We start from the raw sequence: 17,436 nt of genomic DNA on the forward strand, positions 1-17,436 counted from the left end.
TAGTTATTAGTCATGAGTTATTGGTCTTTAGTCATTAGTAAAAAAACCAATGACTAAGGAAAGACAACCTGTTTACTTTATTGTATGCTGTGCAAACTGTCGGATCGCTTTAACTGATACAAAGTTCTGTTACCTGTACAGAATAATACGGTGGTGATTTCGGCAATTAATACTTCTGCTAAGTCTTGCAGGGCTGTTTCTGATACATCTGCCGCTTGTAGGAAGGGCATTGCTAAACCAGCGATATCTGCACCGAGAGCGATCGCTTTGGCAACATCTAAGCCATGACGTAATCCCCCAGAAGCAATTAACGGTATTTGCGGAAACTGAGCGCGAATACTGGTAATACACTCTGCTGTCGGTATCCCCCAATTTGCAAAAGTCCTCCCCAAGCGCCGCTGCAAGGACGTTTCTGCTCTTTCGCTTTCTACCAACGCCCAAGATGTACCACCTGCACCAGCTACATCAATGGCTTGTACCCCCACAGATATCAGTTTTTCTGCCATCGTCGCAGAAATGCCATTACCGACTTCTTTGGCAATTACGGGTACTGGCAACTTGCTACATAAATTAGCTATTTTGTCAAACAAGTCCCGAAAATTGGTATCACCTCTGGGTTGAATGAATTCTTGCAGGGGGTTAATGTGTAAAATCAAAGCATCTGCTTCTAAAATATCAATAATTTGCAGACATTCATCAACGCCACATTGATAATTAAGTTGCACCGCACCCAAGTTAGCAAACAGAAGCACATCGGGAGCATATTTGCGAATAGCGAAGGTATCAGCAACTTGGGGTTTTTCTAATGCTACACGCTGGGAACCCACACCCATTGCTAGTTTATATTGTTGGGCGATTTCAGCCAAACGACGGTTAATGATACCGGCTCGTTCTGTTCCCCCAGTCATGGAGGAGATTAATAAAGGTGCATTCAGGCTTTTTCCTAAAAAATTGCTGCTGATATCAATGTCAGTGCGATCGCATTCCGGTAAGCAACAATGAGTAAAGCGATAGCGTTCTAGTCCAGTGGTGACTTGCTGACATTGGACATCTTCCTCTAAACAGATGCGGATATGATCTGCTTTGCGATTTTGAGTTTGTGCTGAGGTGCTAGTAGGAGGGTTCACAGGTAATGATTCCAAGCTTTTACCTTCATTATTGTGACAGTCCCTAGAAAATTTTCACTAATCAAATAAGATTGCTATGCGAAGCTGCATTCCATTGAATTTGTTACTACCATTTTTTAATTAAATCTTTTCCATTTGCATCGCATAGTGATTTAACACCACTAAAACAATACCTATACTTCATTAAAACTTTGTGTCAAGTTAAGTAATAATACTATAGACTTAATTATACAAAACCTAGAAGATAGCAGATAGACTACTCAATAGTTACAGGGTATAAATCGCAATGGATGAGCTAATACTACAAGGCAATCAGGATGTCTCCCATCCTGTTTTTGGACTGGCAAAAATTGCTTTTTTGGATGGTATCGGTAAAGTCGTCAATCCCCTTGACCTGACTCATCTTAATCTTAATTCATTGCTATTAACCACAATTGAGGCAGTACCAGACTCGTCTAATATTGTACCTGAAACGCTATCATGGGATCATATTTTTGGCTGGCAAAGTTCTACTACTAACATCCTGCAACAAGATATCTACCCAACTCTACAGCAATTCGCACAATCTCCTGATTTTCAGTCACAGATACACTCGATTTTTGGAGATAATCTCAATGCAGGAAAATTAAATGAAATTGCTTCTGAGTGGATAGTGGGTAACTTTAGTCTATTGCCACAGATAGAAGTGCTAGACGCATCTGTATTTTCCAGAGAGGCATTAGGCGCTTTTGCTGGAGAAACCAATAAAATTTATCTTTCCAAAAAATTACTTAGCAGTGGTAGTATTGGACTCATTAAAGAGACAGTCATAGAAGAAGTTGGACATTTCCTAGACAAACAAATAAACGCAGTAGACACCCCCGGTGATGAGGGACAATTGTTTGCAGCAGTCGTTACAGGTAAACAACTTAACACTAATCAGATTGCAGAGATTAAAACTGAAGACGATACAACTACAATCTTTGCAGATGGCAGATTTTTAACAGTTGAACAAGCTACATCTACAGTTACCATAACTGCCGCTCCTACAGTTACCATTGCTGTCAGTGATGCAACTGCGGCTGAAACCATAGCAGGACAAACCGCAAACCCTGGTAAATTCACACTCAAACGCACAGGGGATCTCACTTCAACCCTAGCAGTTAATTATACTGTTGCTGGGACTGCTACCAACGGTACAGATTACAATCAATTGACTGGTACTGCAACTTTTGGCGCTAGTGCATCTACAACCACAATTGATTTGACTGTGATTAATGATGCTATTTTAGAACCAGCAGAAACAGTCATAGTTACATTAAAGAGTGGTAACAGTTACAATTTAGGCACAACAACAACCGCTACAGTTAACATTGCTGATAACGACAAACCGACAATTACTATCAAAGCTACTGATGCAACTGCGGCAGAAACTGTAACTGGACAAACCACAAATCCTGGTAGATTTACTCTCACACGCACAGGGGATTTAAGTTCATCTCCCACAGTTTATTATACCTTTACGGGTACTGCAACTAATGGTATAGATTACAATCAATTGAATGGTAATGTAACCTTTGCATCTGGTTCATCTACAGCCATAATTGATTTGACTGTGATTAATGATGCTGTCTTAGAAGCACAGGAAACAGTGATAGTTACATTAGCGAGTAGTGACAATTACACTTTAGGAACAGCAAAAACCGCTACAGTTAACATTGCTGATAACGACAAACCAACAATTACTATCAAAGCCACTGATGCAAGTGCGGCAGAAACTATAACTGGACAAACCACAAATCCTGGTAGATTTACTCTCACACGCACAGGAGATTTAAGTTCATTATCCACAGTTTATTATACTGTGACGGGTACAGCAACTAATGGTACAGATTACAACACATTGACTAAAAATGTGACTTTTGAGGCTGGTTCAGCTACAGCAATAGTTGATGTTAATGTCAAAGATGATGATGTATATGAAGGGAATGAGACTGTTATTGTCACTTTAGCAAATAACGCCAATTACACTTTAGGAACAGCGAAAACTGCTACTGTTAGCCTAGTAGATAATGATAAACCGACAATAACCATTAAAGCCAGTGATGCAAATGCAGCAGAAACGGCAGCTGGACAAACTGCAAATCCTGGTAAATTTACTCTTACACGCACAGGGAATAAAACTGCTGCTTTAACTGTCAATTATACAGTAGCGGGTACAGCAACTAATGGTACAGATTACAACACATTAACTAAAAGTGTGACTTTTGAAGCTGGTTCAGCTACAGCAATAATTGATGTCACTCCCATTGATGATTTTGTTTATGAGGGTAATGAGACAGTTATCCTTACTTTGGCAAATAAGGCTAGTTACATTGTAGGAACTGCGAACACTGCTACTGTTAATCTTGCTGATAACGATTCTGCAACTACTGTTAAACCGACTGTCACTATTAGTGCTAATGATGCAACTGCGACGGAAACTGTAACTGGACAAACTGCAAATCTTGGTCAATTTAAACTTACAAGAACTGGAGATTTAAGTTCTTCTCTGACGGTTAATTACTCTGTGGCAGGTACTGCAAGTAATAGTGCAGATTACAATAATTTGAGTGGAACGGTTACATTTGCGGCTGGTTCTTCTACTGCCATAATTAATGTTGCTCCGATTGATGATACTGCGGTTGAAGGTGATGAAACAGTTATAGTTAATCTCAGCAGTAGTACAAATTATAATCTGGGAACGGCGAAAGCTGCTACTGTTAATATTTTTGATAACGATTATACCAATGATAGCCTGAACAATGCCCAAAGTATTGTTGCAGATTATAGTCAGATCAATAACTTCGTAAGTAACCTTAATCTCAATGATTTCTACCGTTTTACAGTTAGTCAATCTGGTATTTTCACCGCTAACCTAACTGGATTAACTGGAGATGCAGATGTCCGTTTAATTCAAGATAAAAATAATAATGGACTCATAGACACTGCTCAGTTATACAATCCTACTACTAGTATATTAGACCCTGGTGAAATATTGGCTTGGCAATGGGAACGTGGTACAGCTAGTGAGTCTATTCGTCGTTTCCTAAATGCGGGAACTTATTACTTACAAGTAATGAGTTATAACAATCAGACAGCTAACTACAATCTGGCAACTAATTTTACACCTGCGGCTAGTGATGATCGCAAGTTTTCTATTCAACTCAACTTTGGTAGCAGTATTAATTCAACTGCTCAAGCTACAATTCGCAAAGCAGCAGACTTTTGGGAAAATACCATTTCCCATAGCAGTTTTACTGGTTCCCAGACTTTAACGATTAATTTATCCCTGGATTCTTCACTCTCAGGATACAGTGGTACAGGCGAAATAACCAATACGGGATTGGATGCGAATGGTCGATATATGCCTATCTCAGGAGCCGTTAAATTAAGTGCTGACGTTGTGAATAAGTTAAATAGTAATTCTGGGGATAATACGGGAATATTAATCCATGAAATGGGTCATGTCTTGGGACTGATAAGTGGATCTGCTGTAAATACATCCAATGGGACTTATAACGCCAATACATACGCTGGTTGGGCATATGGAGAGCTAAAAGGTACATTCACTCAAACTTCTGTACCAATGACCACAGGAGTGGGTAGCGGCTCTGATTACACACATTGGAAAGAAACAGTGTTTGGGAATGAGATAATGACTCACATTCTCATGGGTGCTACTGAGTCTCTCAGCCAACTTTCTTTAGCAGTTCTCAGAGATATTGGTTGGAATGTGAACTATGGTGCAGCTCAACCATATACTTTGCCATCACTAGGCGGCACTGGAAATACTTTAAATTCTGTAAGTGCTAACACTGTAAATGTTGCCGTGGGAAGTACTTATTCTTACTACTTTAATAACTCTGTTAACAGTGAATTTCCTGTCCAAATGTATCGTGTCAACTTTGCTGGCACTGGTGCTATCAAAGTAACCCTTAATGGTTTAACGGCTGATGCGAATATGCGGTTGATTTATGATGCCAACAACAATGGCTTAATTGATACAGGTGAAGTAATTGCCACTGCCATCAATACGGGTACAACATCGGAATCTTTTAATTTCCATAACTTGGCAGCAGGTAATTATTATGTTGATGTTTATGCAACTAACTATATTGATTCTGATGGCAACAGGATTAATATTAGTACTGGCTACGCATTGAATTTCACATCTTTGGCTGCCTCAGAACCAGAGATAGTGAATAACTTAAATCCTGTCACCTATAGCTATAATTTGGGTAAAGGTAATTATATTACACCTTGGAATGCATATAGTTACTCACTAAGTGATAGCAATATAGACGAGCTTTTTAAATTCAATTTAGGGGGAACTACTGCTGCATCCTTTAATCTCGTTGGTTTAACTGATAATGCCGATATGAGACTGATTTATGATAGCAACAATAATGGTGTGATTGACACTGGTGAAGTGATTGCCACTTCAACGAATCTAGGATCTGCATCAGAAAAAATTAATCTTTCTGGGTTACTGCCTGGGACTTATTACCTCCACGTTTATCGAGTCGCTAATACTAATACTGGATACATATTGAGGTTAGATAATTTGGTTATTACCTAAACCCGATTTTTTCATATGGTTTAATATAATTAGCTATCGCTGTTTCTTGGATGCCCGAAGGGCTTTTGTCAGTTCACTTGTGGGGGGATGTAGGGAGAGTAATAGCGAAGCGCTCCGCAGGAATCGCTTGTTAGGGAATGTGGGGAATGCGATAGCGAAGCGCTGCTGCAAGCAGTTCGCTTTTTGGGGATGATGGTATGCGATCGCATTTCTGCTGGAATGATGGGAGGTGCGATGGCGCAAGCACTCCGTAGGAATCACAAATAGCTGATCAAAACTTTTGCGGTTATAATTATTAGCAATATAGTAAGTTATATTGGCTACTATGACTAACGAATTACAATACATCTGTGATTCAGAAGGGCAAACAGTTTCTGTAGTTGTTCCCATTGCCCTTTGGCAAGAAATAATGGCTGAGAAAGAAACTGCTTATCTGTTGAGCAGTCCAGCCATGAAAGCGAGATTACTTACCGCTAGAAAACGTCAAGAGGGAATTTCTTTGGAAGCAGCCTGTGAAAAGCTTGGAATTTGATGTAGATGCTTTTGAGGACTTAGCTTGGTGGATCGAAAGCGATCGTAAAAAAGCATTAAAAATCATTAAACTAATTCGTGAAGTACAACGTAATCCATTTGAAGGCACAGGACAACCTGAAGCACTAAAACACGATTTATCTGGCTGCTGGTCACGGCGAATCGATCAAGAACATCGCCTGGTTTATGAAGTCCTAGACGATAAAATCAGAATTCTCGCCTGCCGGTTTCACTACTGAAAATTGCTTTTGGGGATGATGGAATGCGATCGCGCAAGCGCTTTCCCTTAGAATTATTCCCAGAAGAGTCACCTTACTCTTTAATTCAGGTTCTCAATGCAGATTTTTTTCCCTAATGTTGGAAAATTATTAACCAGAAAACGTGGATAAAAAAGTCCAAAACTTGATTAATCCACGTTTATAACTGTCTATTTCTCAGTTAGTAATTACTTGCCTAAAAACCGACTAGCTAATTTCATTGCGTCAGCAATATCAACGTCTCCGTCTCCGTCAGCATCTAGGAATTTATTTAGCAATGGATTTCCGCCTGATTGCAAGAAACTCAGCACTAAAGGCACTAATGTAGGTAATAATTGTTGAATCATCCCCACATCTAAACCTGTGCGTTGGGCTGCAATTTCTGCAACTTGTTGTTGAATAGCCGGAGAAAATAGGGTATTTACGGCTTGGGAATCTGGAGAAGTTCCTGCAAATTGATTCACCAAGTTTTGGACAGCTTCAGTTCCCTCTGTGGCTTGCTTTTCTTGCAAAGAGGAATGCACCTGTTTCCCGACTACTGTTAAAATCGATTGAATGGTGGCAGTATCTGCACCAGTAGTATTACTCACCTGCTGAACAGTGTTAGCAATTTTTACTAATTGACCTAAACCACCTTGTTGGTTGGAATTAGTAACTGAGCCTAGAATTTGATCAAAAAGTCCCATTCAGTTTTTTCTCCACTTGTAATACTTGCCAGAATTGATACTTTAATAAAGCAAATTTAGTGGAAATTTAAGGTTGATTAAGCGGTAGAGCGATGACAAACTCTGTACCTTGATCTACCTCAGAATTACAACTAATTTTGCCTCTATGTTTTTCTACCACAATTTGATAAGTAATTGCTAAACCTAAACCTGTACCAATTCCGCGTGGTTTGGTGGTAAAAAAAGTTTCAAATATCTTCTGTTTATTTTCTGGCGTAATTCCTTGACCGTTATCTGCAATTCTTACTATTACCCAATCATTGCCCAGGCATTCTGTAATAATGGTGATTTCAGGTGAAAATTGTGGATTGCTATGGTATTTCTCTTCTAATGCATCAATAGCATTACTCAAAATATTCATAAATACTTGATATAGTAAACCCATATAACCAGGAATTTGGGGAATTTCTCCATAAGTGCGAATAACGTTAATACTATGTTTAAGACGATTATTTAAAATCAATAATGTACTATCAATACAAGGATGTAAATCTACTAAGTTAATTGTACCTTCATCTAAACGCGAGAAATTTTTTAAACTGCGAACGATTTCTCTTGTGCGCTCAGTTCCTACTGTCATAGAATTAAAGATTTTTGGTAAATCAGTTTCTAGAAATTCAAAATCAATTTCTTCGGCTACAGTTTGCACTTGAATAGGTGGGTTAGGAATTGTATCTTTATAGGTTTTAAGTAATATTAATAAATCGTCAATATACCTTTGGGCATAGACTAAATTACCAGAAATGAAATTAACAGGATTATTAATTTCATGGGCGACACCGGCTAACATCCGCCCTAAACTTGACATTTTTTCGCTTTGAATCAGTTTTGTTTGTGATTCTAATTCTTGGATTTCTAAAAGGTGTTTTACTTGTTGAATCAATAAATTTAAAGCATTAGCTAAAGTGCCAATTTCATCTTTGGTGGTTACAGGTGCTTGTAATTCAAAATCAGCTTCTTGGGTAACTCTGAGAGCGACATCTGTGACGGCATTTATAGGACTAGCAATGATTTTACTTGTATATACAGCTAGGGTAATAGCGATCGCAACTGATAGCACCATACTCACGATAATGACCTGTGCTTGTAGGCTGCTAGCTTCTCTATAAGCTAAATCAGCTTCTTTTTGGCGATTTTGAACCGTTTCGGCAAATTCGGCTAATTCATGGGCATATTGATAAAAGTTCTGTGCGGTTTGACTTTGATTAAATTGCCAAATTAATTGCTGTGCTTTTGCTAAATCTTCTGGATTGGATCTCAACAGGCTCATTTGATCAACTAACTGTTTGAGGTTTCGAGAATATGCTTTGATATCATCATCATCATATTTTTTGAGCAAATTCTGCAAATCATGTTGGGAATTGGGTTGACTAAATTTCTCTAACTGGGAAAATAAAATTTCGACTTCATGAAGATGAGCCTTTAATTCAGAATTTTTTGAGCGTGAAGCTTGCGGCTGACTTAAAAGAGGAATTATTTCTTGTTGATCAATCTGAACTTCCAAAAGCTTTCCTTGCAGACTACTTAACAAACTTCCTTCCTGATTGGCTAAGAGCATTTTTGCTCCGGCTGCTTGGAAATAGAGAGCGCCCATTACTAACCCGGCGGCTGTCCCTAAGACGGCAATTCCCAGAGAAAGGGTATATCCACTGACAATTTTTTGTCTAATACTGAGTCGATTAAAGAATTGTCGCAACCAGTTAGAGGAACTTAATTCAGAGATAGACTTCATGGTATAACTCGCCGTTGAACTGTTCGATAAGGTAGATTTTGAGGAAAAATGAAGAATTCAGCAGCTAGTCATTAACGGTGATCAGTAAATAGAGATTAGACAATTTTGAATTTCGGACTTTGGTGTAACACTTCCCTACGGAACGCTACATCTGTAGGACTTACGGCAAGCTCAGTGCGGGGAGATTGCGCGAAAGATAAGGTACAGTAAAAGTTAGTCGAATGATTTTTGATTGATTTCATGAATAAATCCGGGGACTTTTGCCATCAAGGAATCATTGGTCACGGTTTTAAAGGAACATTTGATACAAACTGGATCTTAGTTTAGCAAAATTTGCTTCTTTGGACTCTGGATAAAAACACTCAACCTATTAAGATCAGAAGCATCTGTCTACTCAATACTCTTTCATTTTTGCTATTCATGCCTCTGTCGCGCATAGTCACACTTATTTTTGGTCTGATTATCATTTTGGGTTTAGCCCTATGGTTGATTGATTCGCTTACGCGGCTATACTGGCAGTTATCCTATTCTCCCCTATTAGGGAATTTGCTGCTGTTGCTGCTGATTCTGCTTCTGGGAGGGTTGGTTGCTGCTTTTGTCTATTATGTACTGGTGCTGCAATCTGGTGAACAAAAATCGCGCCGTAATCATAGACGAGTTACTCCTAGTCAAATTCCTGCGGCTAAATCTGATGCGGCTTCAACTACTCTTCAAGCTGTACGCCAACAGGTAGCCCAAATTCAAGATGAGGTGACTCGTCAAGCTTTGTTGAGTCGCACTCAGGAAATTGAAACGAATTTGGCACGGGGGGAAATTCAAGTTGTAGTGTTTGGGACTGGAAGTGCTGGTAAAACTTCCCTGGTAAATGCGATTATGGGGCGGATAGTAGGTCAAGTCAATGCACCGATGGGTACAACTCAGGTGGGGGAAACCTATTGTTTGCGGTTGAAGGGATTAGAACGGAAAATTTTAATTACTGACACACCGGGGATTTTAGAAGCGGGTGTAGCAGGAACGGAACGGGAACAGCTTGCTAGGGCTTTGGCGACGGAGGCGGATTTGTTGTTATTTGTGGTAGATAATGATTTAAGGCGTTCTGAATATGAGCCGCTGAAAGGGTTGGCGGAGATTGGTAAGCGATCGCTCTTAATTCTCAATAAAACTGATTTATATACAGATGACGATACAGAAGCTATCTTGACAAAGTTGCGCCAGCGGGTACGAGATTTTATTGCTAGTAATGATGTGGTAGCGATCGCAGCTAATCCCCAATCTGCACAATTAGAAACCGGCGAAATCTTCCAGCCAGAAGCCGATATTATCCCCCTATTACGACGCATGGCCGCAGTCTTACGCGCTGAAGGTGAGGATTTGGTGGCAGATAATATTCTCCTGCAATCTCTACGTTTAGGAGAAGAAGCCCGCAAACTAATTGATTCTCAACGCCGTCGTCAAGCTGATAAAATTGTGGAGAGGTATCAATGGATTGGGGCTGGTGTGGTTTCTGTCACCCCTTTACCAGTTGTAGATTTACTGGCCACAGCCGCAGTTAACGCCCAAATGGTGGTAGAAATTGGCAGAGTTTACGGTTGTGATTTAAATATGGAACGAGGACGAGAATTAGCCCTGTCTTTAGGAAAAACCATTGCTGGCTTAGGAATCGTCAAGGGCGCAATTGAATTACTCTCGACTGCACTACAACTCAATGTTGCCACGTTTGTGATTGGTAGAGCCATCCAAGGGGTGACAGCAGCTTATTTAACGCGCATTGCAGGTAAAAGCTTTATTGAATATTTTCGTCATGATCAAGATTGGGGTGATGGGGGAATGACGGAAGTTGTGCAGCAACAGTTTCAGATCAATCGCCGGGATGAGTTTATCAAAGTTTTTATCCAAGAAGCGATCGCTAAAGTAGTCAAACCCTTAAAAGACACCTTTGAAGATCAAGAAGATAACAGTAGCGAATCGCGTTAATAATAATGTAATTGCTCTGAAACCTATACAAAAAAGCTGAGGGGAAAATCTTCCCTCCGGTCTACTGTATTTCGCCTTTTTAAGTAAATCTCTATCTTTTGAGATATACCTATCCACAATATTTCGGTTTAAATACGAATATTGTTGGTTAATGTCCTCAATATTCACGATTACTGAGCTTATAAATCAGATTACATCGCTTTGCTAGGGATTAAGGACACTTGATCAACTCAACGTTACCCATAACGATGTTTTTCTCTCAATGTTAAGAAATATTTCACCAACAGCGTCAATAGTATTGAGAGTCATCGTCTTCAGCCTTGAGATTTACTTATAGAAACAATAGAAAATTACTAGCAAAAATTCCCAAATAGCTTGACACCTTGATGTATCCAATTAAATCGGTGGATAAATAGCGATCGCAAACCGCAACCTAAAAATCACACGAGTCATTTACCACTTCTTTATTTTTTGTGAAAACGTAGCCAAACCAACCTTTTTATCCCTCTATAATCTCATTCCTTAAACTCCTAAATCCCTAATACCTCAAACCCCTGATACCCCAGACCCCTGATACCTCAGACCCCTCAAAAATAAAAAATGGTACTTTAAGCTTCATTTGCATTACGCAAAAATACTAGCTAAAGGAATTGGGTATCTATCATATTAAGGTGAAGTTAATGTATTTTATTTCACCTCAGTTCAAATTACCCCAAGAAAGAGCAAAAAGCTGTAAAAGCCTATGATGACGTTGTTAATCCATATCTGTCAAGGGTGATATACGTTGAGAAACCGGGGTTTAATTTACTCACCTTAATTTAAAGCTACAAATAATTATTTCTCGGTATTCCGGAAACTGGCAGGAAATTCAGAAGAGGTAGGTAACAACTTATGTAAGGCTTTCTCAGTAAGGAACTTATGAGCAACCAAACAGTAAAACAACTTCTACAAGGACGTTATCAAATTGTTCAAAGCCTTGGTGCAGGAGTATTTGGACAAACATACATTGCCGAAGATGTAGACTATCCAGAAAGACCTAGATGCGTAATTAAGCAGTTAAAAGTCAACGACTATCAGTCTAGTGCTTACTTTGACTACTTAAGGCTACGTTTCCTCACCGAAACAGAAACCCTCAAGCATTTGGGACAACATAACCAAATTCCGCAACTAATCACCTTCTTTGAAGAAAATGAGCAGTTTTACTTAGTACAAGAACATATTGTTGGACAGCCTTTGTCTGGGGAATTAAGTTTAAATCAACAGCGAGGAATTCAATGGACAGCAATCGAAGCAATGACATTTCTTGAAGATGCTTTAGGAATTCTTGAATTTGTTCATTCTAAAGGTTTTATTCATTGTGATGTTAAACCAGAAAACTTAATCCGACGCGCTGGTGATCATAAATTAGTGCTAATTGATTTTGGCTCAATTCAGCCAATTGATTTTAGCACTGATGCAGAATTACCCATTTCCCAGATTCCTGTCAGTTCATTGGGTTACATACCACCAGAACAATTTCTGGGTCAAACACAACCCAATAGTGACATTTATGCTTTGGGTATGATTGTTCTCCAAGCTTTAACAGGACTAACACCTCTACAACTAAAAATTGATCCTACCAATAATGAAATTCCCTGGCGTTGCGAAGGCACTGAAATTGATGAATATTTAGCTGTTTTCATCAACCAAATGATTCGTTATAATTACCAAGAACGCTTTCAGTCTGCCAGCGAAGCACTGTGGATATTGAATCACATAACATGGAAACACCAACCACAAATAATTGCTCCCACCCAACCGTCAACTTCTTTAAAAAAAAATGTTCAAAAGAAAAATAGCAAATCAGAACCATTATTAGCAGGAATGCGATTGGGACTAGCACTTAACTCTTTAGTAGTAGGATTAGGTGTATCGGCTTTAGTAAATAATTCACTAGTTTATTCAGAAACAGGAACTTTATCTAAAGCTATAACTGAATATCAATCAGGGGATTTAGAAAAGGCAATTAATATTGCTAAATCAATTCCTCCCTATAGCAACGTATATCCAGAAGCTCAAGATACAATTGCCGAATGGCAAAAACAATGGCACATTGAGACAGAAAATTATCTAGCAGCCGAACAAGCTTTAAATGAAGGTAAATTATCAGATGCAATACTTAATGTTTCTCAAATTCCATATACTTCATATTGGAGTTCTAAACGAGAAAAACTTGTAGAGAAAACACAAGCTAACCTGGAAGAACAATCACGCAACTTATTAAACCAAGCTTACGCAAAAGCTGAGAATAGAGAATTTTCCGCTGCTTTAGAATATTTGCGTCAAATTCCTCCCGAAACTTATGCTGGTACTATAGTTCAACAAAAATTGACTGAATACAAACAAAAGCAGCAAATAAGAGCAGGTTATTTTTTACATACTGCTTACAAAAAAGCCTTAACGAATGACTTTGCTAGTGCAATAAAATTGCTCAAAAAAATTCCCCAAGATACCGAAGCTTATCCTCAAGCTCAAATTAAAATACAAGAGTATAATCAAAAGTTAGAATTACGGGGAAAAATTCAAAACATCGTTAAAAATAGCAGAGTTTCGGTCATCAATCAACTTACTATATTTGGACAGTCAGATTCAGATGCTAAAATTGCATACTTTCCATCACCAGATGAAGTAAGAGAAGTCAATATTAGTACTTGATCAATATCAAGGATACTTTACCTAACAATTATATGGGTTCACAAATAAACTAAATTTGAGATTATTTATAAATTTGAATCAGGTAGCCGCAGAATCGGTACTATTATAGAGCGAGATTTTTCTGGTTGCAATTGGGTTTGCGCCTGTTTTATAGCATCTATTGCTTGTTGGTAATCAGGCTTGTATTTAATAGCTTGTTCATAGGATGCGATTGCTTCTTGATATTGTTTTAAATTCAATAATGTATTCCCTCTACTATACCAACTTTCATAATGATTTTTCTGATAACGAACTGCCTTATTATATGCTGCTAAAGCATCTGCATATTTTTGTAAATTATATTGTGAATTACCTAAATTGTACCATACCTTATAGTCATTTGATTTTAAAGAAATTGCTTTATTGTAAGATTCAATAGCTTCTGCATAACGTTGACTTTGATGCAATGCCCATCCTAAACTATACCATGCTTGATAGTTACTAGGATTATATTTAATGACTTCTTTAAAAGAATCAATTGCTTCAGAATATCGCCGTAAAGTAATCAAGCTATTACCTCTAGAAAACCAAGCTTGATAATGATTGGGTTTGTACTGTACTAATTGACTATATGCTTTTAAAGCATCTTCATAGCGGTTTAAATTAACTAGAGAATTTCCCCAATTATATAAAGCTGCTTCATAATCCGGTTTTAATTCTACAGCTTTTATATATGCTGTGATTGCATCATCATATTGTTTTAAACTCTGTAGCAAAAATCCTTTTTTATACCAAATCTCATAATTATCTGGTTGCAATTCAATCGCTTGATTATAAGACTTAATTGCATTATCATATTGTTTTAAATTCTTAAAAGCATCACCTTTAGCATCCCAGAGGGCTGGGTAGTCTTCTTTGATTTGTAATCCCTTATCAAAAGCAAAAATTGCTTCTGAATAACGCTGTAAATGGGACAAAACAAAACCTCTGTCAGTCCAAGCTTCTAAATAATTTGGCTGAAGTTGAATCGCTTTATCATAAGCTAGTAGTGATTCTTGATATTTTTGTAATTTAAATAATGCCTTACCTTGACCATACCATGCTTGAAAATAATTTGGTTTAATATTGGCTGCTTTTTCATAAACTGCTAGGGCATCTTCGTATTTTTGTAATTGTAAAAGTGTGTTACCTTGTTTATATAATTCTGTAGCATTATTAGTATTAACTTTATTCAAAATATATATTGATGCTGTTCCCCCTAAACCCAGTAATAATACTCCTAATGTTAATTTGATAAATATAACTTTTTTAAATTTTAGAGGTTTGATATTTTTAAGATTATTACCTGTAGCAGCCGGACTTAATGCCAGTGTCCCAGAAGATGGTTTAGTTAAACCTTGCAATGCATTTAATGCTACAGTTGCTGAAGCATAACGTTGACGAAAATCATAACAAATCATTTTATCTAAAAAGTCCGCAAATTCTGATGTGACTGTGGCATGATTTCGCCAAATAATTTCATTACTATCATCATCTTTTTCTAATTGATCTGGTGATAGTCCAGTTATGGATTGAATGGCAATAATTCCCAAAGCATAGATATCACTACTCAACTTTGGCATTCCTTGTGCTTGTTCTCCAGGCATATAACCAGGTGTACCAATAGCAACGGTAGATTTCGTTTTACCTGCGGGAATCATGACTTGAGTGGTAATTTCTTTAACTGCGCCGAAATCAATTAAAATTAATTTGTGATCTTGTTCTCGTCTCAGGATATTGCGTGGATTAACATCACGGTGAATTACCTTTTGTTGATGTACAAAGTCTAAAATTTCTAAAATTTCTTGTAACAGTGAAACTACTTGATCTTGATTTAGAGTTTTTCCTGGTGCTAACTCTTGACTCAAATCATGACTAACGATAAATTCCTGAACAAGATAAAATTCTGCATCTTCTTCAAAGTACGCTAAAAGTTGGGGAATGCGATCGTGAGTACCTAATTTGTACAAAACCTGTGCTTCAGTATCAAATAACCGTCTAGCTATTTCCAAAGTGGCTGCATTAGTTGACTGGGGCTTGAGTTTTTTAACAACACACTGCGGTGAACCCGGCAAATGAGTGTCATAAGCGACATAAGTTTCGCCAAATCCTCCTCCTCCCAGGTGGCTGATAATTTGGTATCTTCCCACAAGTGTGTTTCCTAGCATCTCGGTTGCTGAGTTGAATGCAATTTTACCTAATTACATCTTGCCACAGAGGAATGGGGATTGGGTACTGGGGAGTTGGGCAGGAACAATTACAAAATATGATCACGGATTTTTAGGATTTAATGATTTTTGCAGATTTCAGAGTTTTTGATTACCAATTACCAATCACCAATTATTATGATTCCCATTAGTGATAATATCTATAGTTGGAAAAAACCGATGATTACTTATTGGTTAATTGGTGTTAATCTGTTTATATTTTCCTGGCAATTGAGTCTAGATATTAATGATAAATTAGGTTCTTTTGTAAATACTTGGGGAATAATTCCAGAGCAAATTAATACAGCATTTACGAATGCAATTTTTTACAATTCAGCGGCGTGGATAGTCGTATTTTGGCGATTATTTTCTCTGCCTTTATCGCTGTTTTTACATAGCAGTTTTAGTCAATTACTGGGGAATCTACTTTTTTTATGGGTGTTTGGTAAAAGTCTAGAAAGAATTCTAGGACAACAGAGATATTTATTGCTTTACTTAGTTGCTGGCATTTTCGCTGGGATGATCCAAATTTTTATGGAACCAAAATTAACAATTCCAGTGATTGGTGCTAATGGGGCGATAGCATCTATTTTAGGAGCTTATATTATGAAGTTTCCTAAAACAAAGATAGATTCAATATTGCCTTTAATTATTGTATTTATTCCCGTGGAAATTCCAGCATTTTTTTATTTATTTTGGTGGTTTGTACAACAGTTATTTTATGGAATTGGTAGTTTAAATATTCCAGGTGGTGTAACTAATCTTGGTTATTGGGGACAATTTGCAGGATTAGTAACGGGTGCGGCTTTTATGCGAATGGTGCAACGACGTTGAAAAAATTATCGGTGCCAAAATGAATGATATATTTATTCATTCTGATGCCAATACGCTACAGTGGGTAAAAATCCGAAAAATCAAAGGGGTAATATAGCAATTTCCAAGCTCATAAAATACACCCCACCCGCGCTGTCGCGCACCCTCCCCTTACCAAGGGGAGGGTTGGGGAGGGGTAATTTTGTATCTTACTAGAGTGGGAAAGGCTATAAAATGAATGAAGGCACATTGGCATGATCACAGCCCTCAAAAAAATAAATTCCTGGTTTGTCTTTTTAAAAGGTCGTAGGGGTGCAGTATTCGCACGAGAAAAATATGGAACAAACAGATAACCTAATATTCGCGAATGCTTCACCATTCCCCAGAACCATGAAAAGTGGAGGGCGAAGCATTGGCAAATCAAAATTATCAACATCAGCACAAATTGTCGAGCCAATGCTTCGCCCCTACATTTGGAAAAAGAAAATTGAAACAATTCAAACAATTAAAATTAATGGCACGAAACTACAATTTTTGCAGCAATAATTCAAAATTATAAATCTATTTCTACACACCAAATTAATCGTATTAATCAGATTAAAGAAAATATGATTTGGCAACGTAATTATCATGAACATATTATTCGTAATGAGGAAGCATTAAATAATATTCGTCAATACATTGTCAAAAATCCTAAAAATGTTAATTAGCGATCGCTTGTGGAGATGTCTATGAGGTAAAAAAAACCTCCCAGATGG

General features: G+C 37.8%; 11 protein-coding genes. 7 read left to right on the forward strand and 4 right to left on the reverse strand.

All coding sequences use genetic code 11. The features are described from left to right. Positions 1-77: 77 nt before the first annotated feature. The gene (gene fni, locus ACOWPH_RS17220) at positions 78-1,127 is read right to left on the reverse strand and encodes a type 2 isopentenyl-diphosphate Delta-isomerase (RefSeq protein WP_015216602.1); all 1,050 of its coding nucleotides are present in this window, start codon (positions 1,125-1,127) and stop codon (positions 78-80) included. A 286-nt stretch (positions 1,128-1,413) separates the two neighbouring features. On the opposite strand from fni, the gene ACOWPH_RS17225 reads away from it, so the two are divergent. The 3 genes from ACOWPH_RS17225 (at position 1,414) to ACOWPH_RS17235 (ending at position 6,497) form a co-directional block, all read left to right on the forward strand. Beyond that, positions 1,414-5,727 carry a beta strand repeat-containing protein gene (locus tag ACOWPH_RS17225; protein ID WP_015216603.1) on the forward strand — a complete coding sequence of 1,438 codons (4,314 nt, stop codon included), beginning with the start codon at positions 1,414-1,416 and terminating at the stop codon, positions 5,725-5,727. Positions 5,728-6,052: 325 nt separating this feature from the next. Beyond that, positions 6,053-6,259: a hypothetical protein gene (locus tag ACOWPH_RS17230; RefSeq protein ID WP_015216604.1), complete on the forward strand. Its 207-nt coding sequence runs from the start codon at positions 6,053-6,055 to the stop codon at positions 6,257-6,259. Then, a complete protein-coding gene (locus ACOWPH_RS17235; RefSeq protein ID WP_015216605.1) occupies positions 6,240-6,497 on the forward strand; it encodes a Txe/YoeB family addiction module toxin in 258 nt (85 codons plus the stop codon). The genes ACOWPH_RS17230 and ACOWPH_RS17235 overlap by 20 nt, the downstream gene beginning before the upstream one ends. A 206-nt stretch (positions 6,498-6,703) precedes the next feature. Here the strand turns inward: ACOWPH_RS17235 and ACOWPH_RS17240 are convergent, their stop codons facing one another. After that, the gene (locus ACOWPH_RS17240; protein WP_015216606.1) at positions 6,704-7,201 is read right to left on the reverse strand and encodes a DUF937 domain-containing protein; all 498 of its coding nucleotides are present in this window, start codon (positions 7,199-7,201) and stop codon (positions 6,704-6,706) included. Between the two features lie 67 nt (positions 7,202-7,268). Further along, positions 7,269-8,972, reverse strand: a complete 1,704-nt coding sequence (locus ACOWPH_RS17245; RefSeq protein ID WP_015216607.1) for a sensor histidine kinase — start codon at positions 8,970-8,972, stop codon at positions 7,269-7,271. 420 nt (positions 8,973-9,392) lie between these two features. Here ACOWPH_RS17245 and ACOWPH_RS17250 point away from each other — a divergent pair, with 420 nt between their 5' ends. Beyond that, positions 9,393-10,946 (forward strand): YcjF family protein, encoded by a 1,554-nt coding sequence (locus tag ACOWPH_RS17250; protein ID WP_015216608.1) that lies wholly within the window; start codon positions 9,393-9,395, stop codon positions 10,944-10,946. A 918-nt stretch (positions 10,947-11,864) separates the two neighbouring features. After that, positions 11,865-13,640 carry a serine/threonine-protein kinase gene (locus tag ACOWPH_RS17255; protein ID WP_015216609.1) on the forward strand — a complete coding sequence of 592 codons (1,776 nt, stop codon included), beginning with the start codon at positions 11,865-11,867 and terminating at the stop codon, positions 13,638-13,640. A 65-nt stretch (positions 13,641-13,705) separates the two neighbouring features. On the opposite strand, the gene ACOWPH_RS17260 is transcribed toward ACOWPH_RS17255, so the two are convergent. Next, a complete protein-coding gene (locus ACOWPH_RS17260; RefSeq protein ID WP_015216610.1) occupies positions 13,706-15,826 on the reverse strand; it encodes a serine/threonine-protein kinase in 2,121 nt (706 codons plus the stop codon). Positions 15,827-16,003: 177 nt separating this feature from the next. On the opposite strand from ACOWPH_RS17260, the gene ACOWPH_RS17265 reads away from it, so the two are divergent. Both ACOWPH_RS17265 and ACOWPH_RS17270 read left to right on the forward strand, forming a co-directional pair. After that, complete coding sequence (locus ACOWPH_RS17265; protein ID WP_042465339.1) at positions 16,004-16,699, forward strand: rhomboid family intramembrane serine protease; 696 nt, start codon at positions 16,004-16,006, stop codon at positions 16,697-16,699. A 315-nt stretch (positions 16,700-17,014) separates the two neighbouring features. Continuing rightward, positions 17,015-17,224 carry a hypothetical protein gene (locus ACOWPH_RS17270; RefSeq protein WP_015216612.1) on the forward strand — a complete coding sequence of 70 codons (210 nt, stop codon included), beginning with the start codon at positions 17,015-17,017 and terminating at the stop codon, positions 17,222-17,224. Positions 17,225-17,436: the final 212 nt, after the last annotated feature.

The organism is Anabaena sp. PCC 7938, assembly GCF_049315035.1.
In the GTDB taxonomy this organism is placed as follows: domain Bacteria; phylum Cyanobacteriota; class Cyanobacteriia; order Cyanobacteriales; family Nostocaceae; genus Anabaena; species Anabaena cylindrica.

Excerpts from the sequence above, each read along its gene's own strand:
- ACOWPH_RS17225 (WP_015216603.1), top strand. The coding sequence starts at position 1,414 with ATGGATGAGCTAATACTACAAGGCAATCAGGATGTCTCCCATCCTGTT.
- ACOWPH_RS17230 (WP_015216604.1), top strand. The coding sequence starts at position 6,053 with ATGACTAACGAATTACAATACATCTGTGATTCAGAAGGGCAAACAGTT.
- ACOWPH_RS17240 (WP_015216606.1), bottom strand. The coding sequence starts at position 7,201 with ATGGGACTTTTTGATCAAATTCTAGGCTCAGTTACTAATTCCAACCAA.
- ACOWPH_RS17245 (WP_015216607.1), bottom strand. The coding sequence starts at position 8,972 with ATGAAGTCTATCTCTGAATTAAGTTCCTCTAACTGGTTGCGACAATTC.
- ACOWPH_RS17250 (WP_015216608.1), top strand. The coding sequence starts at position 9,393 with ATGCCTCTGTCGCGCATAGTCACACTTATTTTTGGTCTGATTATCATT.
- ACOWPH_RS17255 (WP_015216609.1), top strand. The coding sequence starts at position 11,865 with ATGAGCAACCAAACAGTAAAACAACTTCTACAAGGACGTTATCAAATT.
- ACOWPH_RS17260 (WP_015216610.1), bottom strand. The coding sequence starts at position 15,826 with ATGCTAGGAAACACACTTGTGGGAAGATACCAAATTATCAGCCACCTG.
- ACOWPH_RS17265 (WP_042465339.1), top strand. The coding sequence starts at position 16,004 with ATGATTCCCATTAGTGATAATATCTATAGTTGGAAAAAACCGATGATT.
- ACOWPH_RS17270 (WP_015216612.1), top strand. The coding sequence starts at position 17,015 with ATGGAACAAACAGATAACCTAATATTCGCGAATGCTTCACCATTCCCC.